The organism is Aurantiacibacter hainanensis (assembly GCF_036321025.1).
Taxonomy (GTDB): Bacteria; Pseudomonadota; Alphaproteobacteria; order Sphingomonadales; family Sphingomonadaceae; genus Alteraurantiacibacter; species Alteraurantiacibacter hainanensis.
The window spans coordinates 1,582,393-1,607,169 of sequence record NZ_JAZAPB010000002.1; the positions used below are offsets into that span (position 1 = coordinate 1,582,393).

Sequence of the window (24,777 nt, forward strand, 5' to 3'; positions counted from 1 at the left end):
ATGAAGGCACGAAATTATGGGATTCCGCTGCGGGATCGTGGGCCTGCCCAACGTCGGCAAGTCGACCCTTTTCAACGCACTTACCGAAACGCAGGCCGCGCAGGCTGCCAACTATCCGTTCTGCACCATCGAACCCAATGTGGGCCAGGTGGCCGTGCCTGACGAGCGGCTGGAGAAGATCGCCGCCATCGCGAAGAGCGCGAAGGTCATCCACACCCAGCTTTCGTTCGTCGACATTGCGGGGCTGGTGAAAGGGGCAAGCGCGGGCGAAGGCCTGGGCAACCAGTTCCTCGGCAATATCCGCGAGGTGGATGCCATCGTCCACGTCCTGCGCTGTTTCGAGGACGACGATATCCAGCACGTCGCGAACAAGGTAGATCCGCTGGCCGATGCGGAGGTCGTGGAGACCGAGCTGATGCTGGCGGACCTGGAGAGCCTCGAGAAGCGGGTGGAGAACGCAAAGCGGCGTGCCACCGGCGGCGACAAGGAAGCCAAGGCGCTGGCCAGCGTGCTGGGCCAGGCGCTCGAGCTGCTGCGCGAAGGAAAGCCTGCCCGGCTGACGCAGCCGAACGACGACGAGGAAGCACGCCTGTTCCAGCAGGCCCAGCTGCTGACGGCGAAGCCTGTGCTTTACGTATGCAACGTGGCTGAAGACGAAGCCGCGACCGGCAACGCGATGTCTGAAAAGGTGTTCGCCAAGGCCGCCGCCGAGGGTGCACAAGCCGTCGTCGTTTCCGCCGCGATCGAATCCGAGCTGGTGGACATGGAGCCCGAGGACAGGGCGGAATTTCTCGCCGAACTCGGCCTCGAGGAAAGCGGCCTCGCCCGCGTCATCCGTGCGGGATACGAACTGCTGAAGCTGAAGACCTTCTTCACCGCCGGCCCCAAGGAAGCGCGCGCCTGGACGACACCCGCCGATGCCAAGGCACCGCAGGCGGCGGGCGAGATCCACACCGATTTCCAGAAGGGCTTCATCCGGGCCGAAACCATCGCCTACGACGATTACGTCGCCCTGGGCGGCGAAGCGGCCGCGCGCGATGCGGGCAAGCTGCGCCAGGAAGGCAAGGACTACCTGGTGCAGGACGGCGACGTGCTGCTGTTCAAGTTCAATGTCTAGAAAAGGAAACGGCGCGGAAACCTAAGCTTCCGCGCCGTTCCGGCATTCGTTCGATCAGACGCCCTTACATCATCGATGCGGCGTAGGCGGCCCACATGCGAGCGATGGGCTCGCGGGTGCCGTCGACCTTGGCAAACGTCTCGATCGCGGCAGCGTAGTTGCCCTGCTGGGCCTGCGCGATACCGATGCGGGTGTTGGCCACGTTGGCGTCGTAACCCTTATCCAGCGCGGTGCTGTAGAGTTCTTCGGCCTGGGCGAAATCGTCCAGCGAGTAGAGGACGTCACCGGCACCGATGGCATCGAGACCGTCACCGGAGCGACCATCCGACACGATGGTGTCGATACCGCTGCGGTCCTGCGGAGCGCGGGTATCGGCAATGCCCTTCACCTCGACGTAGTAGGGATCGTCGGCGGTGAACACGCCTTCTTCGGTACCCCTTGCCAGCACCTTCTGCACCTCGTTCGACATCACGCGCGGATCGAGATCCTCGATGTAGCGCACGAATTCGGGACGCTGGGTCAACGCGTCGGTGACGCGCATCAGGCGGAAAAGGTCGACGCGGGCTTCAGGTTCGAACTCGTACAGGGCGTTGACGACCTGCAGGGTGTTCACCCAGTTGGTCTGGGTCGGATAGTGGCGCAGCAATGCCTCGGAAACGTCGATGGCTTCGCTCGACATGTCGTTGTCGTAGGTGCTCTGCAGCGCGCTCAGGATCCAGCCCTCGTTGGGGGTGTTGCCGGCCGCTTCTGCATCGGCGATCGCCTGCATCCGGTAGTCGAGACCGGCCTGTTCGTTGCCCTCACGGCCATAGGTGTCCGCGATCAGGGAGACGAGGTCGGCTTCCGGGTCGGAATAGCCGGCCGCACGGGCCGCCTCGAAAGCCGCGCGGGCCGCGGCCCAGTCATCGGCCTGATAGGCAAGGCTGCCGACGAACCAGTTGAACTGGCCGACCTGCTCGGGTGCGACAAGGCCGCTGTCCAGCATCATCTGCAGGCCACGGCGCTGCAGCGCGGGGTCGGACAGGTTGTTGCCGATGTTGAGGATGAGGTTACCGGCCACCTGGCGGTCGTTCTCGTTCTCGATGGCGGCGACCACGGTCGGGATCGCGGCGCGCGCGCCTTCGTAATTGGCGGGCTGCGCGTTCACCATTTCGGCGACGGGCTGATAGGCTTCGGCAAATCCGCTCGAATTCTGCGCCTGCGCAGCTTCGGAGGTAACAGCGGTCGAACCCATGGCCACACCGCCGGCAAGCGCGATGGCGAGGGCGAAGCCGGCTACGGTTCCGCGAAAGGATTTGTTGCGAGTGGAACGGAAGGCGCGAAGCATAGTCGTAATCTCTCCTGGTAATTCTAGGCAGGCAGCTTTCTACTACCCGTCTTTCCCGGCGGTGGCCTCATGCACACAACTGCCGAGATTGCAAATATGTCCTACCGAAACGGCGCTGAATGGCGTTTTAACGGGGCAAGACGCCTAAATTCAGGTTCGCGGCGGTGAGGTGTGGAAAAAGGCCGGATTTACGAGGGTTTTGCCCTGGCTGGCTATGGTGAAGCAGCCCCCCCTTCCCTACATTGGCAACCAACCAGAACGATAATGGAATTGCATTTTAGTGAGCGACGAGACCGAAACTCTTGGCGCCCCGGGTAATCCGGGCGAATTTGGCCGCATCGACATCGTCGAGGAGATGAAGACGAGCTACCTCGATTACGCGATGAGCGTGATCGTGAGCCGCGCATTGCCCGACGTACGCGACGGATTGAAGCCCGTTCACCGGCGCATTCTCTATGCCGCGCAGGTCGGCGGCTACACTTCCACCCGCCCCTATCGCAAGTCGGCGAAGATCGTCGGTGAAGTCATGGGTTCGTACCACCCGCACGGCGACAGCGCGATCTACGATGCGCTGGCCCGCATGGTGCAGCCGTGGTCGATGCGACTGCCGCTGATCGATGGTCAGGGCAACTTCGGCTCCATGGACCCCGATCCCCCGGCGGCCATGCGTTACACCGAAAGCCGCCTCGCCAAGGCGGCAGACCCGCTGCTGAGCGATCTCGACAAGGATACGGTCGATTTCGTCGACAATTACGACGGGTCGGAAAAGGAACCGTCCGTCCTTCCCGCGCGCTACCCCAACCTGCTGGTGAACGGGGCGGGCGGCATTGCCGTGGGCATGGCCACCAACATCCCGCCACACAACCTGGGCGAGGTGATCGACGGCTGCTTTGCCTACATGGACGATCCGGCCATCACGGCCGAACAGCTGCACGAGATCATCCCCGGACCGGACTTCCCCACCGCCCCGCTGATCCTGGGCAAGAGCGGTGCGCGCTCCGCCTATACCACCGGTCGCGGCTCGATCCTGATGCGCAGCCGGCACGAGATCGAGACCGGCAAGAACGATCGCCAGTCCATCGTGCTGACCTCCATTCCCTACCAGGTCGGCAAGGCCGGGCTGGTGGAGAAGATCGCCGATGCCGCCAAGGAGAAGCGCATCGAGGGCATTTCCGACATCCGCGACGAATCCAGTCGCGCGGGTGTCCGCGTTGTCATCGAACTGAAGCGCGACGCCACTCCCGAAGTGGTGCTGAACCAGCTGTGGCGTCACACGCCTGCCCAATCCAGCTTCCCGGCCAACATGCTGGCCATCCGTGGCGGAAGGCCGGAAACGCTGGACCTGCGCGAGTTCATCTCCAGCTTCATCGCCTTCCGCGAGCAGGTGATCACCCGGCGCACCAAGTTCGAGCTGAACAAGGCGCGGGACCGTGCGCACATCTTGCTGGGCCTGGTGGTCGCTGTCTCCAACCTCGACGAGGTGGTTGCCATGATCCGCGGATCTTCCAACCCGCAGATCGCGCGGGCCAAGCTGCTCGCCAAGGAATGGCCGATCGGCGACATCGCCCAGTATATCCGCCTCGTCGAAGCCATCGAACCCACGTCGGATGAAGCCGAAGGCACCTACCAGCTTTCCGAGCGGCAGGTGAAAGCCATCCTCGACCTGCGCCTGCATCGCCTGACGGCCCTCGGCCGCGACGAGATCGGCGACGAACTGCAGGAACTGGCCGACAAGATCGAATACTACCTTTCGCTGCTGGCCGATCGCGCGAAGCTCTACGCCGTGATGCGGGAGGAGCTGCAGGAAGTTCGCGACCAGTTCGCCACTCCGCGCGTTTCCGAAATCGCGCCCGCGTGGGACGGTCTCGAGGACGAAGACCTGATCGAGCGGGAGGAGATGGTCGTCACCGTCACCCTCTCCGGCTACATCAAGCGCACTCCGCTCGACACCTTCCGCGCCCAGCGCCACGGCGGCAAGGGCCGCAGCGGCATGGCGACGAAGGACGAGGACGCCGTCGTCGAAATGTTCGTAACGTCGACGCATAACCCCGTGTTGTTCTTCACGAATACCGGCCGCGTCTATCGCCTGAAGGTCTGGAAGCTGCCCGAGGGCGGGCCGCAGACCAAGGGCCGCCCGATGGTGAACCTCCTGCCTCTGGGCGACGAGGAACGCGTTACCAACGTGCTGCCCCTGCCCGAGGACGAGAACGAGTGGGAAGCGCTCAACATCGTCTTCGCCACCGAACAGGGCATGGTGCGCCGCAATTCGATGGATGCCTTCACCAACGTCCCCTCGAACGGGAAATACGCGATGGGCTTCGTCGAAGGCAGCGGCGACCGGCTGATCGGCGTGCGCCTGCTGAACGAGGAGCAGGAAGTGTTCCTCGCCTCCGACGCCGGCAAGGCCATCCGTTTCGCTGCGACCGACGCGCGCGAGACCAAGAGCCGAACCGGTATCGGCGTGCGCGGCATGACCCTGAAGGACGATGCCAAGGTCGTCTCGCTGGCGGTGCTCGACAAGCTCGACGCCGACATGGAGACGCGTGACGCCTACCTGCGCGCCGCAGCCTGGAAGAACAATGATGCGGAAGCCACCCTGCCCGCCGAACAGGTCGAGGCAATGGCCGAGGCGGAGGAGTTCATCCTCACCATCACGGCCAACGGTTATGGCAAGATATCAAGCGCCTACGAATACCGCACGATCGGTCGCGGGGGCCAGGGCCTCACCAACATCGGCACGCCCGGCAACGAGGATCGCAACGGCCCCGTCGTCGCCAGTTTCCCCGTGCGCCACGGGATGCAGTTGATGCTGGTGACCGACCGCGCAAAGCTGATCCGCCTGCCGGTCAACTTCCGTCACCTGATCGAGGGCGGGTTCGAAAACCACCTGGGCTGGGCCGTCTACGGTCGCAGTTCGTCGGGCATCCGCATCTTCGACGTTTCCAAGGGCGAGAAGATCGTGGGCGCAGCGCGCATCGACGAGGATGAAAGCCCGGAAAACGAGGCCGAGGAAGCCGTGGTCGCGGAAATGCTGGAACGTCGCGGAGGCGGTGACCAGACCGAACCGCACACGACGATGGATCGGGACGATAATCTCGATGAGGATGACGCGGAATAGAGGGGTAGCGAAAGGAGCGTCAGGGCAGTTCTGCCCGCGCTCCTTCGGTCAGGCGTTCACCCCCGCCAAGTCTTGCGGAACCGGCCTCTTTCGTCGCGGCGATATTCCAGCTTTGGGGTCGGCCGGGTAAACCATTTGCGCATGCGGACGATGATCGACCGGTTCGAGGGTTCGTGAATCGGAGCATCGTCTTCGCCCGGCGACCAGAACATCCAATGCACGAAGAAGGCCAGGACGCCGGTCAGCGCCAGCGCCGACGACAGGAGCAAGACGATCCAGGTCATTAACGGCCAAGCAATCTGGCCAGAAAACCGGGGCTTTCCATCGGCTTGATCCTGCCGAATTTCATGCGGCGCATGTCCGGATCCTGGAACGGCCGCGGTTGAATCCAGGGATCGGGATTTGATGATCGGTAAATGAACTTAGCCATTGATTGCTCTCCCCATGTGAGCGAACCGTGACCCGTTTTCCGATCATAATGGGGAAAACGTGGAGCGAATCCAGCTAATGTTCTCCCATTCTATCCACAACTTTTTCCACAGGGGTCTGACGGCGGGCACGCCGGTTCGAAAGCCCGTGAAACGGCTGATTTTTCGCCAAAGGCACAGCGCCCCGACAAGGTAAGAGAATGCCCGGACTGGTCTCGGATGTCCTGCTTTCGCGGTTGCGGGGCCTGCCCGCTATTTTGGCTCTAGTCACGTATCTCCGGACGACTTATCGTGCCGGCCATGGGGACCCAGCCATCGTTCGTCGATTACTATTCCGTCTTGCAGGTCAATCCGGACTGCGAGGCGCGAATTCTTGAAATCGCCTATCATTACTTCGCCAAGATGTACCATCCGGACAACATCGAGACGGCGGACGAGGAGCGGTTCCTGGAAGTCGTCGAGGCCTACACCCTGCTGCGCGATCCGAAGAAGCGTCAGGAATACAACACGCTCTACGTCCAGCACGTTGGCTCCGAGAAGACCTTCCGTCCCGATGCCCCGAAGTTCGGCCTGGATGAGAGAACTGCGCTCAACGATGCCGAGGTCCAGAACCAGATCCTACAGTCGCTTTACCGACGGCGGCGGGAGCATCCCACCAGTGCGGGCATCGTGGGCTGGCTGTTGCAGGAAAAGCTGGGCGTCAGCGAGGAGAACTTCGAGTTCCACATCTGGTATCTGAAATCAAAGAACTTCATCGACATCAACGAAGAGGGGAAGCTGGCCATTACCGTGGCCGGCGTGGACGAGATCATCTCGCAAAGCCGGATGAAGGATGCCGAAAAGCTGCTTCTTTCGCGCGCCCGTCCCGGAACCGAACCCGCTGACGGATAGGCCGCGGTCAGGCCGCGTCGTCCTCTCGTCGGTAGACCATCCGCAGTTCCGGGTTCCGCTTCCGCAGTGTCGTCACCACGCCAACGGTGATCAGGAACTGGCCGAGGTAGTAGATCGGCCACACGAGGTATTCCGGCACTGAACTGCCCGATAGCGGGCCCAGCTCGGCGAAGATGAGCAGGTCCGAGAGAACGAACAGCAAGGCACCAGCCGCGACGCGCATGCGCGGAAAATCGCTCATCCACGCACTCGCCGCCATTACGGCCAGCGCCGCAGCGTAGATGGCGACGAACCACGCGATGGCGCGGTCGTAGGGCAGGAAGTAGCCGATCAGCGGCGGCAGGATCAGGATCGAGAGGAAGGTCCACTGGTCCCACCCGTGCAGCTTGCCGCGCGAATGTTTCAGGAACACCGACACCGCGATCATGTGGAAGACGAAGAACACCGCCGCGCCCACGCGAAGGTCGAATTCGATGGCCATGTCGGCCAGGGCCGCCACTGCCATGGCCAGCGCAAGCCGATGCGAATCCCCGCTCTGGTGCCGCAGGTAGGCGTAGATCGCCAGAAAGCCGACGGCGAACCCCTTTATGGGGATGAGGTAGAGCTCCGGCAGGTTCGTTGCCTGCAGGTAATAGAACGACAGCGCCGCCACGATGCTCAGCAGCAGGAAGGGGCGCTTCTGGGCCAGCGCGGGATGAGGTTGCTTTGGCGGCACGCGCCAGCGCTTAGCGCGAGGCCCGGATTTGCGCCAGAGCGGTTTCCAGCATCACGTCGTCGCCGCTGCCCACCGGATTGGGCGCGATCACGAAGTCGGGCACCACGCCGCGTGCCGATTCATCACCCGAATGGCGCACCATGTATGCCTTGGGATAGATGATGCTGGCACCGGAATGCGGTAGCTCGAAGCTCTCCACTGCGCCGTAGGTCGTGGGCGGGTCAGAGGTCTCCTCGCCCAGGATGGTGGCAATGCCCAGGTCCTGCATCAGCGCGCCAATCACGGCCGCGTTGGAATAACTATGCTGGTTCACCAGCACCCACACCCGGCCATCGAACGCGTTGTCCGTTATCGGCTGCGTCTCAGGCAGATCGATTTCGACCCGCTCTCCCACTGCGGCGGACGCCAGCGCCGATGCGATGCGCCCGGCGAAACTGTCGGGATCGCCCTCCCAGTCCGACCATGCCGCCTTGGTATTTGGGCCAGCGCGCACCGCGTAGCGGGAGGCATAGCGGTAGGGCCGGTCCACCAGGCGCGCGATAATCAGGTCGGAAAAGCTCGCATCCCCGCCGCCGTTGTCGCGCAGGTCTATCACCAGGTCGCTTGCACCGCTGGCAGTCAGAGCGACAAAGGCTTCATCGATGAAGTCGCGGAAAGGCGCGATGGTGTAGGCTTCACCATCCTCGCCTCGCTCTTCCTCGGTGGCGGAGAACGGGCCGGGCTGAAGGTAGAACACGCCGGTGCCCATGTCGCGATGGATGCGCGCGCTCGGCCGGCGGCCGGGGCTCGGCAAGGCGCGCTCTTCCTGCATGGCATACATCTCGCCCAGGCCCATTCCGGCGACCTCGTGCGTGCCGATTTCGCCGTCGGGCGCGATATATTCCACCTGCAGGCTCTCTACCGGACCGAAGACGAGATGAAGATAGGCCGGCATGCCAAGCGCGATCTGAGAGCGTAGCAAACGCGTGCTGTCGGCGGAGATGATCTGGCGCGCACGGGCCTCGAATTCCGATACCGGCATCCCGCCCAGCGCGGTGATGCGCGACCCCGGTGGCAGGGCATCGCCCGGCCCCGACCAGTTGTCGGTCACCATCATGTCGTCGCGATAGGTAACCGAAAGCGGGATGATCGTTCCGCCCTCGCCCACGTGAGCGAAGACATCGCCCATGGCCACCTCGGTCTTGGCGTGGCCAATGTTTCCGAAGGCCATGGCCTCGTGCAGCATCAGGTGAAACTCGTCCCGCGGCATCGACCCGTCGATGCGCGCCAGCAATGCTTCCACGTGGGCATCGTATTCTGTCCGGCTTCGGCGGGCGAACAGATCGACGTGTTCTTCCTGCAGGCGGGCGTAGAGCGTGGAAAGATCTTCTTGGGCCTCCTCCGCCGTATAACAGTCCTCGCAAGCGGCGGAATCCTGCGCGGCAAGCGGCGTGGCCAGCAGAATGGCGGCAGATGCAATCACGTTGCGCCAGAGACGATTTGACATGGAAGGGGCATTACTCCCTCGAAATTGTCGGTCAAGGAGCCTAGTTGGCGAGCCATGACACATCAGGTCCACATTATCGGCGGCGGTCTGGCCGGCAGCGAGGCGGCATGGCAGCTGGCGCGACGCGGGGTGAAGGTGCGCCTGTCGGAAATGCGTGGCGGCGGCGGTCAGACCCCGGCTCACCAGACCGATGGCCTTGCCGAACTCGTGTGTTCCAATTCCTTCCGTTCCGACGACGACGAGAAGAATGCCGTCGGTCTGCTGCACCACGAAATGCGGCGACTGGACAGTCTGATAATGGCTGCCGGCGAAAAGGCCCGGGTGCCCGCAGGCAGTGCGATGGCGGTGGACCGCGACGTCTTCAGCGCCGAGGTTCAGCGCCGTCTGGAAGAGCATCCCAACGTCGAGATCGTTCGCGAAACCGTGGAGCAGTTGCCCGCAGAGGGCCTGACCATCGTCGCCACCGGTCCACTGACTGCGGCAAGCCTGGCGAAAAGCATCGTCGGCGCGACGGGAGAGGACCGCTTGGCTTTCTTCGATGCCATTGCCCCGATCGTCTATCGGGATTCCATCGACATGAGCAAGGCATGGATCCAGTCGCGCTGGAACAAGACGACCGCGGCTTCCAACGAAGATGGCGACTACATCAACTGCCCCATGAACAAGGAGCAGTACGAGGCATTCGTGCAGGGCCTGCGCGATGCCGAGAAGGGCGACTTCAAGGAATGGGAAGCCGACACGCCCTATTTCGAAGGCTGCAAGCCGATCGAGGTGGATGCCGAGCGCGGGGTCGAGACCTTGCGTTATGGCCCCATGAAGGGCGTCGGCCTCGATAATCCCCATGACCGCACCGAGGAGCATCCGCAGGGACGCTGGCCCTACGCCGTGGTCCAGCTGCGGCAGGACAACAAGCTGGGCACGCTGTGGAACATGGTCGGCTTCCAGACCAAGATGAAATACGGCGCGCAGGTCGAGCTGTTTCGGACCATTCCGGGCCTGGAGAATGCCGAGTTCGCGCGACTGGGCGGAATGCACCGCAACACCTTCATCAATTCGCCCGAACTGCTGGACCAGCAACTACGCCTGAAATCCGCTCCCCACATCCGCTTCGCCGGACAGGTGACCGGATGCGAAGGCTATGTCGAAAGCAGTGCCGTGGGCCTGCTGGCCGGGATGATGACGGCCAGCGAGCTGGCCGGCGAAACCTGGTCCCCGCCCCCGGAAACCACCGCCATGGGCGCGCTGCTTGGCCATATCACCGGCAACGCCGAAGCCAGCCATTTCCAGCCCATGAACGTGAATTTCGGCCTGTTCCCGCCGCTGCACGACGTGAAGAAGAAGCAGCGCAAGGAAGCCTACACCTCGCGTGCGAAGGAGCATTTCGGCGAATGGCTGGCGGGACTGGAAACGGTGCCAGCCTAACTGCCTAGCAGTTGCAGCTGGGCCGCGACGTACGCCGCGGTTTCGGGGCGCTGGTGGCGAATTCGGCCTGGGTCAGCTCCCGGTCCCCGTCCGCATCCATCTCCTCGAAGCGCGAGCTGGTGGTGATTGCCCACTCCTCGAACGTCAGCAGGTTGTTGCCATCGACGTCCAGCTGGCGAAACCCGTCGGTGCGGGTCGAAAGCATCTCGTTCCGTGTGATCTTCAGATCGCGGTTGCGATCGTAGCGGAAGAACCGCCGCTGTTCGCGCGTCAGTTCGCTGGCCTCTGGTGGCTCCGGACCCGTCAGGTCGGATACGTCCGCACTCGGCAAGGCGTCGGGGTCTTCCTGCAACCCTGCGCCGCGCTCGGCGTTCGGAGGCGGCGCCCCTTCCTCCACCTGCGCCCGCCCCTGCATCCAGAACAGTCCCAAGGCCACCAGCACAAGGGCGCCGAAAGCGCCGAGTATCATCCTGTCCATATTATCCCCACAGATTCGGGGACTTAGCTAGCGTCCCACGATACCGAGGCGCAAGGCCAGTGCCATCGCCCCTCCCCCGTCGAGCAAGTCGGCGTTCCCTCGCCCGAGCGCGCGCAGGGCCAGTCCGCGTAGCACGGCAAGCGGCCGCGCGGCGCGAGGAAGCGGCTGCTGCCCGCGACCGATGGAATCCAGCGTCTCGATCGCCAGCGCGCGCTCATTCTCGTCGGAAAGGTTCAGGGCAAGATCTGCAAGAGCGAACTGTTTCGCTGCCTGCCGCAGCGCGTCGTCTGGTTCAGCGCCCCCTTTACGCTCGCAAAGCGCGACCCATGCCAGGGCATGGCCTTGTGCGAACTGCTCGATCTCGGTCCGCCCCAGCCTCTCTGCAAGAAGGCCTTCCCAGCCATCGACAAGGTGGCCGAGCATGCGCGTATCCCCCTGCCAGTGCGCGAGAAGCGCGAGCAGCGGCTCCCCGATTGGCCAGCTATCCCTGTCCTCGGCGAACCGATCACGCCACCACGCCAGCTTCATCTGCGCGATCACCGGCTCTCCATGCTGCCGCACGATGCCCGAAAGGCGCGTATTGAGTGCCAGGAGGGCGAGAATGTCTTCCCGCCTGCCGCGCGGCGCGTAGGACAGGGCCAGGCGCTGCGGCAGGGGAAGCGTTTCGAGAATGCCGGTCGACATGATGCGGCCCCTTCACCCGAAAGACGGCTGCAAGTCAAAGACCGCGCGCTCTCGCGGCAAGTGTCTGCGGGGAAGAGCCGGTCAAGGCAAAGATTCTGTTAACCCCGCTGCGTTACATCCGCGAAACCAAAGGCCCGCTAAGAATGCACGATTAGCTGGTTTATTCGAGGTGTACCCAATGATCCGCTCATTCATGCGCAATACCCTGAAGAACCTTGCCGGTTGCCGTAGCGGCAACGCAACCTTGCTGGTCGCTCTGGGCATGCCGGTTCTCATCGGCGGTGCCGGTATGGGGGTTGACGTAACCCAATGGTACATGTGGAAACGCGAATTGCAGTTCGCGGTCGACCAGGCGGCCGTCGCCGGGGCCTGGGCCGCGGCGGAAGAGGACACCGCCGGCACCTTCGTCCAGCGCGCACAGCAGGAATTCGACGCAAACCTTTCGGTGACCGACGATTTCAACGCAGAGCCAGTTATCCAGCTGGCCGATTACGCTGGCGGCAGCGAAAACTCGGTGGCGGTATCCGCCACGGCGACGAAGGCGCTGCCCTTCACCACTTTCGTGACCGGTGATCCGGCCACAATCTACGCTTACGCGCAGGCCAGCTTCGAGGAAGGCGTGACCTTCACCAGCTGCCTGATCGCCATCGACGAGGACGACGAAGGCGCCGTGACCATCGGCGGCAGCGCGGTTCTGACCGCGAGCTGCGGCATGGCGGCGCTTTCCACCGACGATCTCTCCATCAAGGTCAACGGCAATCCCGAAGTCGAGGCAGGATGGATCCTCTCCGCCGGCGGCGTGGACGAATGGCTCAAGACCAATACCGACGACGTGATCATGGAATACATGGACGGTCTGTATGACCCGTTTGCCGACCTGAGCCCGCCGAACCCCGCGGAATCGAGAGTGGCCCGTACCTACTCCTGCTCGGGCGGTAGCGGCGACACGACCTTTGCCGACGTCTATGAACGCACCTATACAGAATATTCCTACTGGGAAGGCAACAAGAACAACCGCATTCCGTGGGATAATCCCAATGGCCTCGCGCCTTCGGACGTGACGACCAACAACAACGACGTCGTCGTTGCAAGCGGGACCGAGGCCGGAACTGTCGTCGAGGACGATATCCTTTGGCGCAGTCTTGGCGGCAAGGGGCAGAACGAGAAGTGGGAGCGTCGCGATTTCAGCCGCACGACTACCTATTCGGATGTGCGCGTCGTGGAAGGTGGGCAGGCCGGGAACGTACGACCTGGAACTTACACCTCCATCCATATCGCCTGCGACACGGCTTTCGCGCCCGGTGTCTACAACATCGTCGGCGGCGAACTGAGGATCAACGGCCAGCACGAGGTCGTCGGCGCCGGGGTCATGTTCGTCCTCTACGATGGTGCGCATATCACCATCAACGGCGGTGCGGACGTGAACCTTACCGCCATGACGGCATCCGACCTGATGGCCGCGGGCGTCGCCCCGGCCGAAGCGAACGAGCTGGCTGGCATGCTGGTATTCGAGGATCGCGACGGTCCTGGTTCGGGCAACAACGGCCAGAAGTTCAACGGCAATTCCAACACCGTTCTAAACGGCACGATGTATTTCCCGAAGAGCGAGGTCTTCTTCGCCGGTACGGCCGGTGTCACCTCACAGTGCCTGATGATCGCGGCGAACAACATCACGATCACCGGCACCACGGACATGCAGACTTTCTGCCCGGCGGACTCCACCGAGGATACGACGGTCGTGAGCACAGCATCGAAGGTGTTACTGGTAGCATGATGAACGCACTCGCCCGCCTCACCCGCATCAGCAGCGACGACAAAGGCTCGATGGCTATCGAGACCGCCATCGTCACGCCGGTCCTGCTCGTCATGGCCCTGGGCGGGTTCGAGGCCAGCACCATGATCGCGCGCCAGACGGAACTGCAGAGCGCCGCCGCCGAAGCAGCCGCCGTGGTCCGCGCCGTGGCCCCCGAAACCTCGACCGAGCGCAAGACCGTGCGCAACATCGTTGCGACTTCGCTCTGCGGCTCGACGCCGGTCACGTCCACGGACAGCATGGCGAGCTGCAACAGCGTGACCGTACGCGTGACGCCGGTCTTCCGCTGCGGCACGGCGACCGACTACGTCACCGCTGCCGGAAGCTGCGGCGCTGTGACGGAATATGCGTTCATCAGGCTGGATCTGACCGACCGGTATACGCCGACCTGGGCCGAATGGGGCGTGGGTTCGACAATATCTTATGAAGTCAGCCGCACCGTGCAGATTGGATAGGAGCCATGATGATCATCTCCCGCTTCTGCCGCATCAGGCGCGACCAGGATGGCGCGGTCGCCATCGAATTCGCCCTGCTAGGCCCGCTGTTCCTGCTGATGTTCTTCGGCGTCCTGCAGGTCGGGATCGCGCTGCAGAACTACAACGCCCTGCGCGGGCTGTCGGCCGACGTGGCCCGCTATGCCATGGTGCAGTACCAGACGGGGAACAAGGTTTCGAACTCGCAGCTGGAAACCTGGACCGAGAACCGCGCACTGGGTGCGCCCTACCTTCTCGACCAGACCCGCGTGAACGCCGTGGTGACCACCGCGGGCACCCAGCGTGTCGCCGGCGCCACCGAACTGCAGGTAACCGTTTCGTACCAGCTCGACAGCTTCCTGCAATTCGCAGGCATTCAACTTCCGTTCGTCACCTACACGCGCCCCATCTTCCTGCTCAACACCTGACCAACGCCTGGTTGCGCCACGCCCTGAAGCGTGGCGCGACCAGCGAGGGGCGCTCAAGATAGATTGCGGCGATGGGGATGCCGCAATCCAGGCGCGGAGCCTAGTCGGAGTAGGTCACTTTCCTGCAGGCCGCGACGACGCGAGCCTTATCCACCAGCGCCAGCTTTTCGAGGTTTGCGGCATAAGGCAGCGGCACGTCCTCGTTGCATACCCTCAGCACCGGCGCGTCGAGGTGATCGAAGCCCTGCTCCATGCACAGCGCCACCACTTCGGACGCGATCGAGCAGGTCGGCCAGCCTTCCTCGGCGATCACCACGCGGTTGGTCTTGGCAAGGCTCTTCAGGATGGTTTCGGTATCGAGCGGGCGCAGGGTCCGCAGGTCGATGACTTCCGCCTCGATGCCCAGCTCCGCCAGTTCGTCTGCCGCTTCCAGCGCCACGCCCACGGCAATCGAGTAGCTGACGATGGTGACGTCCGACCCTTCGCGCATGATGCGGGCTTTACCGATCGGCAGGACGTGATCGTCCAGCTGGGCGACCTCGAAATTCTGGCCGTAGACCAGCTCGTTTTCCAGGAAGACGACCGGATCGTCGCTGCGGATGGCGGCCTTCAGCAGGCCCTTCGCGTCGGAGGCATCGTAAGGCGCAATAACGACGAGACCCGGCACGCTGGCGTACCACGGACCATAGTTCTGGCTGTGCTGTGCGCCCACGCGGCTGGCCGCGCCGTTCGGACCGCGGAACACCACCGGGCAGCGCATCTGGCCGCCCGACATGTAATTGGTCTTGGCAGCTGAATTGATGATGTGGTCAATCGCCTGCATGGCGAAATTGAACGTCATGAATTCGACGATTGGACGCAGTCCGCCCATGGCAGCACCCGTGCCGATGCCGGCGAAACCGTATTCGGTGATCGGCGTATCGATCACGCGCTTGGGTCCGAATTCGTCGAGCAGGCCCTGGGTGACCTTGTAGGCACCCTGGTACTCGGCGACTTCCTCGCCCATCACGAACACGCGCTCGTCAAGCCGCATCTCCTCGGCCATGGCATCGCGCAGCGCCTCGCGCACCGTCAGATTTACCATATTGGTGCCTTCGGGAATTTCCGGATCGGAAGCGCGCGGCTTGGCTGCGGGCTTGTCGATGTCGAGCGGGTTGCCTTCGCGGCCCACGTCCTTGCCCTCGCCCTGCACGTCCTCGACCTCGTCGTCGGAGGAGCTTTCGGCCGGCGCCTCGATGTCCGAGACGTCCTCGCCCTCCGCTGCCAGAATGGCGATGACGGTGCCGACCTTCACCTCTTCGGTTCCTTCGGCGACCAGGATCTTGCCAACCGTGCCCTCGTCGATGGATTCGAATTCCATCGTGGCCTTGTCGGTCTCGATTTCGGCAAGCACGTCGCCAGCGGAAACCTCATCACCTTCCTTCACCAGCCACTTGGCCAGTGTGCCTTCTTCCATCGTGGGCGAAAGCGCGGGCATCTTGAGTTCGATCGCCATGGCTCAGTACTCCCCCACCAGGACATCGGTGTAGAGTTCGCCCGGCTCGGGCTCGGGAGAGCTTTCCGCGAAGTCGGCAGCCTCGGCGACGGTGGAACGGATGCCCTTGTCGATCTCTTTCAACTTTTCCTCTTCGATGCCCGCGGCGGCCAAGTCCTTCTTCACCCGCTCGATCGGATCGTGATGTTCGCGCTGCTCCTGCACTTCCTCGCGCGTGCGATATTTTGCCGGGTCGGACATGGAGTGGCCGCGATAGCGGTAGGTGTTGCATTCCATCAGCACCGGACCGTTACCCTCGCGCACGTGGGCGAAGGCGATCTCGGCTGCCTGGCGCACTTCCAGCACGTCCATTCCGTTCACGTCCATGCCGGGGATGCGGAAGGCCGTTCCGCGGCGGTAGAATTCGGTTTCGGCGCTGGAGCGCTTAACCGCGGTGCCCATGGCGTACTGGTTGTTCTCCACCACGAACACGATCGGCAGGTTCCACAGCGCGGCCATGTTCATGGTCTCGTAGACCTGGCCCTGGTTGGCCGCGCCGTCGCCGAAATAGGCAAGGCACAGGCCGCCGTCCTCGTTGTACTTGTGCGCGAAGGCCAGCCCGCCGCCAAGCGACACCTGCGCGCCGACGATGCCGTGCCCGCCGTAGAACTTGTGCTCGGTGCTGAACATGTGCATCGAGCCGCCCTTACCCTTGGATATGCCGGCCGCGCGGCCCGTCAGCTCTGCCATGATGACCTTGGGATCTATGCCATAGGCGAGCATGTGACCGTGATCGCGATAGCCGGTGATCACGCTGTCGCGGTCATTGTCCAGCGCGCTCTGCAGACCGATCGCAACGGCTTCCTGGCCGATGTACAGGTGGCAGAAACCACCGATCAGACCGAGGCCGTAGAGCTGGCCGGCCTTCTCCTCGAACCGGCGGATGAGCAGCATCTGCTCGTAGAAATGCATCAGCTGGTCTTCGCTTGCCTCGAACCGTTTCTGCTTCTCCAGCGCCTCCTGCAGCGATCGCAGGGCGAAGTCCGCGTCGCTTTCCGAAGCTGCCGGCGATCCCTTCGACGCCTGCTTGCCGTTGTCGCTGCTGGTGGAGGCTTTGGCCAAGGTGCATTCCCCTAAGTCGCGCCGCATTCGTTGCGGCTTGTACAGTGGCAATGCCTATAGGCGGGGATTCGTTGCAGGTGCAACGCCGCACTTTGGCGATTTACCTATGCGGTGAAAATGGATTGACCTGCTAGCCAATCGCAATCGGTCACTCGATCGGTTCGAGCTCCACGACATACTCGTCAGGATGCGCCACGTTGAGATTGCCCCGGACAAGTTCGGATGCGAAGTCGGGATCCACGTTTTCGGGATCCAGGAGTTCGACCCGGTTCTCCAGTTCGGCGCGGGTCTCCTGAAGGGCCGCGATCCGCTTCTCGTGTTCGTCGAGCCGTGAGGCCTGCTCGCCCCAAGCGAGAACGCCCGAAGGGCCGATCAGTGCGAGGCCGCCGATCAGCATCAGTACCAGCAACGCGGCTGCGTTACCGATGCGTTCCCTGACAATATCGCGGCGCGGCCTTTTCATGGATGGTCTTGAATCACAAACGCCCCATGGATTCAAGCGCATTCCGCGGGAACCTGCGGATAGTTCGACGGATCGTTAGAGTGTTGCACGATGGCTGCAAAAAGGTTACATTTGAAACCATGACTGATCTCTTCGAAAACCCCATCGGCCTCGACGGCTTCGAGTTCGTCGAATTCTGCGCTCCCGAAAAGGGAAAGATAGAGCCCGTGTTCGAAGCCATGGGCTTCAAGCACGTCGCTTCGCACCGGTCGAAGGACGTGCATCTCTGGCGCCAGGGCCAGATCAACCTCGTGACGAATTACGAACCGCGCAGCGCTGCATGGTTCTTCGCCCGCGAGCACGGCCCCTCCGCCTGCGGAATGGGCTTCCGGGTAAAGGACGCTGCCAAGGCCTATGAGGAACTTCTGGCGCGTGGAGCGGAGCCTGTGCAGGTGGATACCGGCCCCATGGAACTGCACATCCCCGCGATCCGCGGCATCGGCGGTGCCATCGTCTACCTGATCGACAGGTACGAGGACGAGGACGGCAAGGGCCTGTCGATCTACGACATCGATTTCGAATATCTCGAGGGCGTGGAGAAGCATCCCGAAGGTGCCGGATTCAACGTGATCGATCACCTGACGCACAATGTCTACGGCGGCCGGATGGCCTACTGGGCGGACTATTACGAAACGCTCTTCAACTTCCGCGAAATCCGCTTCTTCGACATCAAGGGCGAATATACCGGTCTGACCTCCAAGGCGCTGACGGCGCCCGACGGCAAGATCCGTATCCCGCTCAACGAGGAAGGCGAAGGCGGCAAGGGGCAGATCGAGGAGTTCCTGCGCGAGTTCAATGGCGAGGGTATCCAGCACATCGCGCTGATCTGCGACGATCTCGTCGCCGCTTGGGACAAGCTGAAGGAATTCGGCGTTCCCTTCATGACCGCGCCGCCCGAAACATACTACGAGATGCTGCCCGATCGCCTGCCCGATCACGGCGAGAACGTGGACGAACTGAAGGCCCGCGGCATCCTGCTCGACGGAACCACCGAAGGCGGCTCCCCTCGCCTGCTGCTGCAGATCTTTGCCGAGGCACAGGTCGGTCCGGTGTTCTTCGAATTCATCCAGCGCAAGGGCGACGAAGGTTTTGGCGAAGGCAACTTCAAGGCCCTGTTCGAGAGCATGGAGCGGGACCAGATCCGTCGCGGCGTTCTCGATGCAAAGGATGCGAAGACGGTAGAGGCGTAACTTCACCAGTCGGGGATAAGCTGGCGGCTCGCATTCAGCGGGCCGCAAGCCCCTTGCGTGATAAGGCCTTCCGCGCCATCACGCTGGCTGACGAGAGGAGTTTCCCGAAATCATGACCGCGTTCCGCGCCCTTACGCTTACAGCCGCAAGTCTTCCCCTGGCCCTGATCGCCTCGCCTGCCGCCGCGCAGGTGGATGATGCGATCGTGCTCAATATTCTGCGCAACTGTGCCCAGATCGACGATGCGACCGCGCGCCTTGCATGTTACGACAACAACATCCGCGCTGCAGGCGGTGAAGCGCGATCGTCGGTACCGGGAGAGATGGACGCTCCGCGCGGTGGACGCGGTGCGCCGCTGGATACGCAAGGGCCCTCCGGCTTCGGCAGAGAGGACATCCGCACGCCCGAACGCTTCGAAACACCCGCCGGACAATTGGAAGAGCTTCGCGCCCGTGTGCGTTCGGTGACGGAGCGGCAGCGCGGCATCTACCTGATAACTCTCGAGGACGGGGCGCAGTGGATCTTCACCGAATCCGTGCCGTTCTCCTATCGCCCGCCCAGCGCGGGTGACAGCGTGGAGATCGATCGCGCGTCGCTCGGCAGCTTCCTGATGACCTACGATCAGCAGCGTTCGGTTAGGGTCGAACGCGTCCGCTAGGCCCTGCCCGCGAGGCCCGTTCGCTTCGCGCTAGGGCAGGTCCTGTCCCAGTTCATCGAAGGTGCGCTCTCGCTCCAGCTGTACCACGGCATTGCGGCGCACCTTGTCGAAGGTGGCGGAGAACTTCTCGCGCTCCGGAACCGATAGCGGCGCCATCAGGAAGGCTCCGCGCTGACGGCTCGCTTCCTGGATGATTTCGAACAGGCGCTGGCCCTCGTCCGTCGGCGTGAACCGGCCGTGCCGCCGCCCCGGTTTCCCGCTGCGTTCCACCAGACCGCGTTCCACCAGCGCACTTACCGTTCGCCCCGCCTGGCTGTGGTCCCGGTCGAGTCGGGAGACCAGCGTGTTCCAGTCGATGGGCGCGTCCAGAGCGATCTCGTTGAGCACCCAGCTTTCGAAATTCGACAAGTTCGTCAGTCGCTTGAACGTCAAAGCTCCACTGCGACTGAAGTAGGCGGAAAGAGTCATCAGCGGCGAGATGATGCGCGAGCGGTCTATCACGATGGGGCTGTCCGAACCCGGCTCGTAATCGGGATCGATCGTGAAGGGATTGAGCGACTTCACGTCCGTCTGGCTGAGCGCGCGCTCCTGCTCGTAGAGCATCACGGCACGGCGCAGCAGCTTCTCGATCACTGCGAAGAAATCGGCCAGTTCGTCATCCTTGATGTCGAACGTCAGCTCGCGGTTGCGCAATTCCGCAAGACGCAGGAGCCTGTCGCTCAAGGTCACGCCCTTTCGCGTCAGGCTGACAGGTGCGCGTATCTGGTCGCGCTCCACCATCTTGAGTTCCAGCAGCCGCTTTACAGAACGGCTGACCTGGGCCTTGTCCACGCCCACGGCACCGGAGATGTCCGCCGGGACCAGCGAGCCCTGGCTACGCAGAAGGAACAGGATGCGCCTGTCCAGTTCCACGAGATCGATTTCCCGCGCGTAGGATAGCTCGGCACTTTCGCGCACCTTGTACAGCAGTTGCCACAGTTCCTGCTGGATAACCGTGGTCGTGCCGCTATCTGCCGCGCGATGCGTTTCAGCTTCGGGAGCCAGGCCATTGAGAATGATGGCGAGCCGCGTCTCGAATTCGGGCGGCACCGTATTGCCCTTGCCCGACGTGCGATCGGCCGCGCGGGCACCGAAGGCGAAAGCCTCGACAATCCGCATGGCCTCGTCAGCCATCGGCCCCATCAGATTTACCAGGACATCGTAGTCGGCCGCCGGCGCTTCTCCGGCGTCACCATCGGCGTAAACCCGCTTGGCGTGATCAAAAAGCAGGCTCCGCCACTGCGGTACCGCCTTGGCCTTGCCTTCCATCCTCTTCCCTTCGCGGGCTTTCGTCATTTTCTGTTTCGTCCCCGTCGAACCCGTTTCATAATTAACTTTGTCCGCTTTGAACAGGAGCCGTTTCCAGCGGATGTCCGTTCATCCACAGCCGGCACCGGATTGCCGTTTTCAGCGGTTTCGGACTCGATCAACAAAGCTGTGGCAGGATGATTTTCCAATGCGATGCAGCCTTGCAACACTTTATTACGTTGCGGAAAAGGTTTTGGCACGGAATCGCGGTATACCGCTGATATATCGGCTTAATTAAATTTCACACTTGCGAAGCCGCGCGCGGACGATTGCCTTATGTCTGGCGCCGGAGAGCAAATCCGGGCGAACCTTCCACATGCCCGCGATTCCTCGACTAGACACAATCAACCAGCCCTAATATGGCTGGAAATCGGTGAGGACGAGGCTGATTCAAGGCCGTCCACCGGGGGAGGAAGCAAGCATGCACACAGCGCTTTACAGCGCCGAGAGAGGACCGGTGACTCCGGGCCCTGTGTACGCGTGTTCCGCACCCGTTTCATTACATCAGACACGTCAATCCCGCGAAATCGCGTCGGCAACCAGGGTGATTGCTGGCGATGCACCGGGCCATATTTCGTGGGACGATGATAACTGGCGGAGCCGCAGGTCGCGGGTTCGCCGTCACTGTGAAGGGAGCACGAAGTGAAAACCTTTAGCAACAAGCAGCTGTTCAAGGCTGTCCTGCTGGCTGGAGGAGCCAGCACCCTGACCGTGGCCTTCCCGGCCATGGCCCAGGAAGCCGACGTGGGCGACGATGTCCAGGTTGGCGAAGAGGAATCCAATTCCGACCGTCGCATCGTCGTGACCGGTTCGCGTATCGGTTCGCAGGACTTCAATTCCAACAGCCCGATGGTGACCGTCGACGAAGGCCTGCTCGAGCAGTCCTCCACCGCCGCCATCGAATCCAACCTCAACAAGCTGCCGCAGTTCGTTCCTGCGCAGACCCCGACCGCAGGCGGCGACATTCAGCCGACCGCGACCAACACGCCGGGTGCTGCCACGATCTCGCTGCGCGGCATCGGTACGAACCGTAACCTCGTCCTGATCGACGGTCGTCGCGGCACGCCGGGCAACGCCTCGGGCGTGGTCGACATCTCGACCATCCCCTCGGCTGCCATCGAGCGTATCGAGACGATTTCGGGCGGTGCCTCGGCTACCTACGGTGCCGACGCTGTCGCGGGTGTCACGAACTTCATCCTGAAGCGCGACTTCGAAGGCCTCGAGCTCGACGCCCAGATGGGCATCACGCAGGAAGGCGACAACTTCGAGTACCAGCTTTCGGGCATCATGGGTGCCGACTTCGACGATGGCCGCGGCAACGTGTCGCTCGCCATGTCGATGAACACTCGCGAAGCCAACTACCAGCGCGATCGCGACTGGTACCAGGAGCTGTGGGCCGATCCCAACATTGGCGGCACCCAGTTCTTCATTCCGGCTCCGGGTGCTTCGTTCGAAGGCAACCTGCCCGACTACTCCACGGTTTTCCCGAACGGCCCGGCTGCGCCGGCGGTCAACACGACCATCTACTTCACCGAAGACGGAACGCCTTTCACCATTGGTGCACAGGGTACCGGCCAGAACTTCGGCAACAGCAATGCCCCGCTGGACGATCCGCGCTACAAGCAGTCGGTCAACGGCGCCATCGGTACCAACAACACCAACCTCTACCTGATCCTGCCACTTACGCGTTACAACCTGTTCGCGCGCGGCAACTACGAGATCAACGACTGGGTTGGCGTGTTCGCACAGGGCCTCTTCAGCCACGTCGAGACCTTCACGCGCAACGAGCCTTCGCCTGCCGTGAACGGCTGGACCGTCGAACTCGATCCGACGAAGATCGACGATGGCCTGCTGCCGGAGGAACTCGAAACGCTGCTTGCAAGCCGTCCGAATCCCGATGGTACTTTCAGGCTGCAGTCGCTTCTGGCCGACGACCGTGAAACCTTCACCGACGTTCAGACCTACAACCTGACCGCCGGTCTCGAAGGCTTCATCCCGGGTACCGCGCTGGCGTGGGAAACCTTCGTCAGCCACGGCATCTCCTCGACCTACGCGAAGCAGACGGGCGTGAACTCGCTGTCGCGCTTCAAGGCCGTGCTCAGCGCGCCGAACTTCGGCGAAGGCTTCTTCGCTCAGGGCAACCAGGGACCGCCGAACTTCGGTTTCGGTGCTTCCAGCGCCAGCTGTACGACGGGCCTGAACTTCTTCAATCCGCCGGCCGGTGGCTTCTCCGAGGACTGCCTCGAGGCCATCCGTGCGGACCTGAAGAACCGCTCGGAAGTCACGCAGACCATCGCCGAGGCTAACGTCTTCGGTGGCCTGTTCGATCTTCCGGCCGGTGAACTCGGTGCCGCTCTCGGTGCCAGCTTCCGCGAAGTGCAGTTCCAGTTCGACAACGACACGCTGACCACCCAGGGCCGTTCCTTCCAGGACCAGGCACAGGGCATTTACCCCAGCGGTAACGTGGATGCCGGTTTCGACGTGCACGAGGTCTATGGCGAATTGCTGATCCCGGTTCTGGCTGACCTGCCGGCAATCCAGCAGCTGAACCTGGAAGTCGGTGGCCGTATTTCGGACTATTCGACCACGGGGACCAGCTACACCTACAAGATCCTGGGTGACTGGGAAGTGACCGACTGGCTGCGTGTCCGTGGCGGCTTCAACCGCGCGGAGCGTGCTCCGAACATCGGCGAACTGTTCCTGCAGGCATCGCAGACCTTCGGTGTCAACGCGGCAGGCGACCCCTGCTCGCTGGCCAACCCGCTTCCGTTCTCGGCCAACCAGCCGGGAGACCAGTTCGCGGGCGGCAACGCCAACGGTGCCCGCGTCGAAGCGGTTTGCCGCATCCAGATGGAACAGTCTGGCGAGCCTACCGCGGACGACTCGTACTACGCGGGCGTGCAGGGTTCCGGCACCTTCGGCTTTGCCTTCCCGACGACGGTGGGCAACCCGAACCTAGAACCGGAAACTGCCAACACCTGGACTGCGGGTGTGGTCATCAACTCACCCTTCGAATCGGCGCTGTTCAACCGCTTCCGTTTCTCGGTCGACTGGTTCAGCATCGACGTGAAGGACGCCATCGGTCCGCAGACCGTCGCCGTCGCACTCCAGCAGTGCTACGACCCGGCGCTCAACCCGGCCTGGTCCGGCAGCGACCTCGACGTTGCCAACTCGCCGTTCTGTCAGAACGTGCCGCGTAACGCGACCGGTGCCCTGGGCAACGTGCAGGTTACCTACGTGAACAACGGCCAGTTCAAGGTCGAAGGTATCGACTTCGCGCTCGACTGGGGCTTCGATGTCGGACCGGGTTCGCTCAACCTGAACGTGCTGGCGAACTACCTGCTGACCTTCGAATCGACACCGCTGGTGAATGCCGACGGCGAACCCATTATCCCGATCGTCGACTACGTCGGCACTCTGGGTACGGGTGAAAACGGCCTGCAGGGCAACAACTACGAGTATCGTGTGTTCACCACGCTCGGCTACAACTGGGGTCCGGCTTACCTGGGCATCCAGTGGCAGCACCTGCCCTCGATCGACCCGGTGAACCCGCCGAACACGGGCTATCCGAGCTACAACCGCTTCAACCTGAACGGGTCTTATGCCGTGACGGACGATATCAACCTGCGGTTCGGTGTCGACAACCTGCTCAACGAGGCTCCGCCGCTTGGTAACTTCAACCCGACTGCCGATCCTTCGCTGGGTCAGCTTCGTGGTGGTACGTACAACTCGCAGTTCTACGACACCAACGGTCGTCGCTTCTACCTGGGTGCGAACGTCCGCTTCTAACCCAAGGCGATACAGCCAAAAGATCCGGGGCCTTTCCTTCGCAGGAAAGGCCCCTTTTCTTTGATTGCGCTAGGTGGTTGTGCGCGTGAAATTCCCCGACTAAACGCCGTCAGGGGCGCCCGTAGCTCAGTCGGATAGAGCATCGGATTCCTAATCCGGGGGCCACAGGTTCGAATCCTGTCGGGCGCACCAATGGTCACCATCCCGCAGGGGACGGGAGCTCTGTTTTGCTCCAGCAGATACGAATTTCCTGAAAAGGCAGAGAGGCGGTTGGACTATGCCAACACAGTCACGCGCGCTGAGCGCGCCTCTTGC

Annotated in this window: 20 protein-coding genes and 1 tRNA gene; 11 read left to right on the forward strand and 10 right to left on the reverse strand. The window is 62.7% G+C overall.

Annotated features, from left to right (window positions below; all coding sequences use genetic code 11):
- The first annotated feature begins 16 nt into the window (after positions 1–16).
- Positions 17–1,117 (forward strand): redox-regulated ATPase YchF, encoded by a 1,101-nt coding sequence (gene ychF / locus AAA989_RS15120; protein ID WP_338244999.1) that lies wholly within the window; start codon positions 17–19, stop codon positions 1,115–1,117.
- Positions 1,118–1,181: 64 nt separating this feature from the next.
- Here ychF and AAA989_RS15125 read toward each other — a convergent pair whose 3' ends face one another.
- Positions 1,182–2,351, reverse strand: coding sequence for a tetratricopeptide repeat protein (locus tag AAA989_RS15125; RefSeq protein ID WP_338245002.1), 1,170 nt, complete (start codon positions 2,349–2,351; stop codon positions 1,182–1,184).
- A 373-nt stretch (positions 2,352–2,724) separates the two neighbouring features.
- Here AAA989_RS15125 and gyrA point away from each other — a divergent pair, with 373 nt between their 5' ends.
- Positions 2,725–5,562, forward strand: coding sequence for a DNA gyrase subunit A (gene gyrA, locus AAA989_RS15130; protein ID WP_338245004.1), 2,838 nt, complete (start codon positions 2,725–2,727; stop codon positions 5,560–5,562).
- A gap of 56 nt (positions 5,563–5,618) precedes the next feature.
- Here the strand turns inward: gyrA and AAA989_RS15135 are convergent, their stop codons facing one another.
- Positions 5,619–5,846, reverse strand: a complete 228-nt coding sequence (locus AAA989_RS15135; protein ID WP_338245006.1) for a hypothetical protein — start codon at positions 5,844–5,846, stop codon at positions 5,619–5,621.
- Positions 5,847–6,290: 444 nt separating this feature from the next.
- Between AAA989_RS15135 and AAA989_RS15140 the strand changes: the two genes are divergently transcribed.
- A complete protein-coding gene (locus tag AAA989_RS15140) occupies positions 6,291–6,881 on the forward strand; it encodes a J domain-containing protein (RefSeq protein ID WP_338245008.1) in 591 nt (196 codons plus the stop codon).
- Between the two features lie 7 nt (positions 6,882–6,888).
- Here AAA989_RS15140 and AAA989_RS15145 read toward each other — a convergent pair whose 3' ends face one another.
- Together AAA989_RS15145 and AAA989_RS15150 are read right to left on the reverse strand one after the other, a co-directional pair.
- Positions 6,889–7,596 carry a lysoplasmalogenase family protein gene (locus AAA989_RS15145; protein ID WP_338245009.1) on the reverse strand — a complete coding sequence of 236 codons (708 nt, stop codon included), beginning with the start codon at positions 7,594–7,596 and terminating at the stop codon, positions 6,889–6,891.
- Positions 7,597–7,606: 10 nt separating this feature from the next.
- A complete protein-coding gene (locus AAA989_RS15150; protein WP_338245011.1) occupies positions 7,607–9,082 on the reverse strand; it encodes a S41 family peptidase in 1,476 nt (491 codons plus the stop codon).
- Positions 9,083–9,136: 54 nt separating this feature from the next.
- Here AAA989_RS15150 and trmFO point away from each other — a divergent pair, with 54 nt between their 5' ends.
- A complete protein-coding gene (gene trmFO / locus AAA989_RS15155) occupies positions 9,137–10,504 on the forward strand; it encodes a methylenetetrahydrofolate--tRNA-(uracil(54)-C(5))-methyltransferase (FADH(2)-oxidizing) TrmFO (RefSeq protein ID WP_338245013.1) in 1,368 nt (455 codons plus the stop codon).
- Positions 10,505–10,508: 4 nt separating this feature from the next.
- Here trmFO and AAA989_RS15160 read toward each other — a convergent pair whose 3' ends face one another.
- Both AAA989_RS15160 and AAA989_RS15165 read right to left on the reverse strand, forming a co-directional pair.
- Positions 10,509–10,982: an EF-hand domain-containing protein gene (locus tag AAA989_RS15160; protein WP_338245015.1), complete on the reverse strand. Its 474-nt coding sequence runs from the start codon at positions 10,980–10,982 to the stop codon at positions 10,509–10,511.
- A gap of 27 nt (positions 10,983–11,009) precedes the next feature.
- Positions 11,010–11,666 (reverse strand): squalene/phytoene synthase family protein, encoded by a 657-nt coding sequence (locus AAA989_RS15165; RefSeq protein ID WP_338245017.1) that lies wholly within the window; start codon positions 11,664–11,666, stop codon positions 11,010–11,012.
- A 178-nt stretch (positions 11,667–11,844) separates the two neighbouring features.
- Here AAA989_RS15165 and AAA989_RS15170 point away from each other — a divergent pair, with 178 nt between their 5' ends.
- The 3 genes from AAA989_RS15170 to AAA989_RS15180 are packed head-to-tail and all read left to right on the forward strand — an operon-like array spanning position 11,845 to position 14,380.
- Positions 11,845–13,440, forward strand: a complete 1,596-nt coding sequence (locus AAA989_RS15170) for a pilus assembly protein TadG-related protein (RefSeq protein WP_338245020.1) — start codon at positions 11,845–11,847, stop codon at positions 13,438–13,440.
- Positions 13,437–13,934 carry a TadE/TadG family type IV pilus assembly protein gene (locus AAA989_RS15175; protein WP_338245022.1) on the forward strand — a complete coding sequence of 166 codons (498 nt, stop codon included), beginning with the start codon at positions 13,437–13,439 and terminating at the stop codon, positions 13,932–13,934. Before AAA989_RS15170 ends, AAA989_RS15175 begins: the two co-directional genes overlap by 4 nt.
- Before the next feature lie 5 nt (positions 13,935–13,939).
- Entirely contained in the window at positions 13,940–14,380 is a 441-nt protein-coding gene (locus AAA989_RS15180) for a TadE/TadG family type IV pilus assembly protein (protein ID WP_338245024.1), read from the forward strand.
- 100 nt (positions 14,381–14,480) lie between these two features.
- On the opposite strand, the gene AAA989_RS15185 is transcribed toward AAA989_RS15180, so the two are convergent.
- The 3 genes from AAA989_RS15185 to AAA989_RS15195 all read right to left on the reverse strand — a co-directional run bounded on the left by AAA989_RS15185 (position 14,481) and on the right by AAA989_RS15195 (position 17,439).
- Positions 14,481–15,875 carry a pyruvate dehydrogenase complex E1 component subunit beta gene (locus AAA989_RS15185; protein ID WP_338245026.1) on the reverse strand — a complete coding sequence of 465 codons (1,395 nt, stop codon included), beginning with the start codon at positions 15,873–15,875 and terminating at the stop codon, positions 14,481–14,483.
- A 3-nt stretch (positions 15,876–15,878) separates the two neighbouring features.
- On the reverse strand, positions 15,879–16,889 hold the full coding sequence (gene pdhA / locus AAA989_RS15190; protein ID WP_338245566.1) for a pyruvate dehydrogenase (acetyl-transferring) E1 component subunit alpha: 1,011 nt from the start codon (positions 16,887–16,889) through the stop codon (positions 15,879–15,881).
- A 235-nt stretch (positions 16,890–17,124) separates the two neighbouring features.
- Positions 17,125–17,439 carry an FtsB family cell division protein gene (locus tag AAA989_RS15195; protein ID WP_338245028.1) on the reverse strand — a complete coding sequence of 105 codons (315 nt, stop codon included), beginning with the start codon at positions 17,437–17,439 and terminating at the stop codon, positions 17,125–17,127.
- Positions 17,440–17,558: 119 nt separating this feature from the next.
- Here AAA989_RS15195 and hppD point away from each other — a divergent pair, with 119 nt between their 5' ends.
- Together hppD and AAA989_RS15205 are read left to right on the forward strand one after the other, a co-directional pair.
- On the forward strand, positions 17,559–18,668 hold the full coding sequence (hppD, locus tag AAA989_RS15200) for a 4-hydroxyphenylpyruvate dioxygenase (RefSeq protein ID WP_338245030.1): 1,110 nt from the start codon (positions 17,559–17,561) through the stop codon (positions 18,666–18,668).
- Positions 18,669–18,780: 112 nt separating this feature from the next.
- Positions 18,781–19,326: a hypothetical protein gene (locus AAA989_RS15205; RefSeq protein WP_338245031.1), complete on the forward strand. Its 546-nt coding sequence runs from the start codon at positions 18,781–18,783 to the stop codon at positions 19,324–19,326.
- Positions 19,327–19,356: 30 nt separating this feature from the next.
- Here the strand turns inward: AAA989_RS15205 and AAA989_RS15210 are convergent, their stop codons facing one another.
- Entirely contained in the window at positions 19,357–20,661 is a 1,305-nt protein-coding gene (locus AAA989_RS15210; RefSeq protein ID WP_338245033.1) for a MarR family winged helix-turn-helix transcriptional regulator, read from the reverse strand.
- A gap of 654 nt (positions 20,662–21,315) precedes the next feature.
- Here AAA989_RS15210 and AAA989_RS15215 point away from each other — a divergent pair.
- The gene (locus AAA989_RS15215; protein ID WP_338245035.1) at positions 21,316–24,462 is read left to right on the forward strand and encodes a TonB-dependent receptor domain-containing protein; all 3,147 of its coding nucleotides are present in this window, start codon (positions 21,316–21,318) and stop codon (positions 24,460–24,462) included.
- Positions 24,463–24,577: 115 nt separating this feature from the next.
- A tRNA-Arg gene (locus tag AAA989_RS15220) sits at positions 24,578–24,654 on the forward strand.
- The last annotated feature ends 123 nt before the right edge of the window (positions 24,655–24,777 follow it).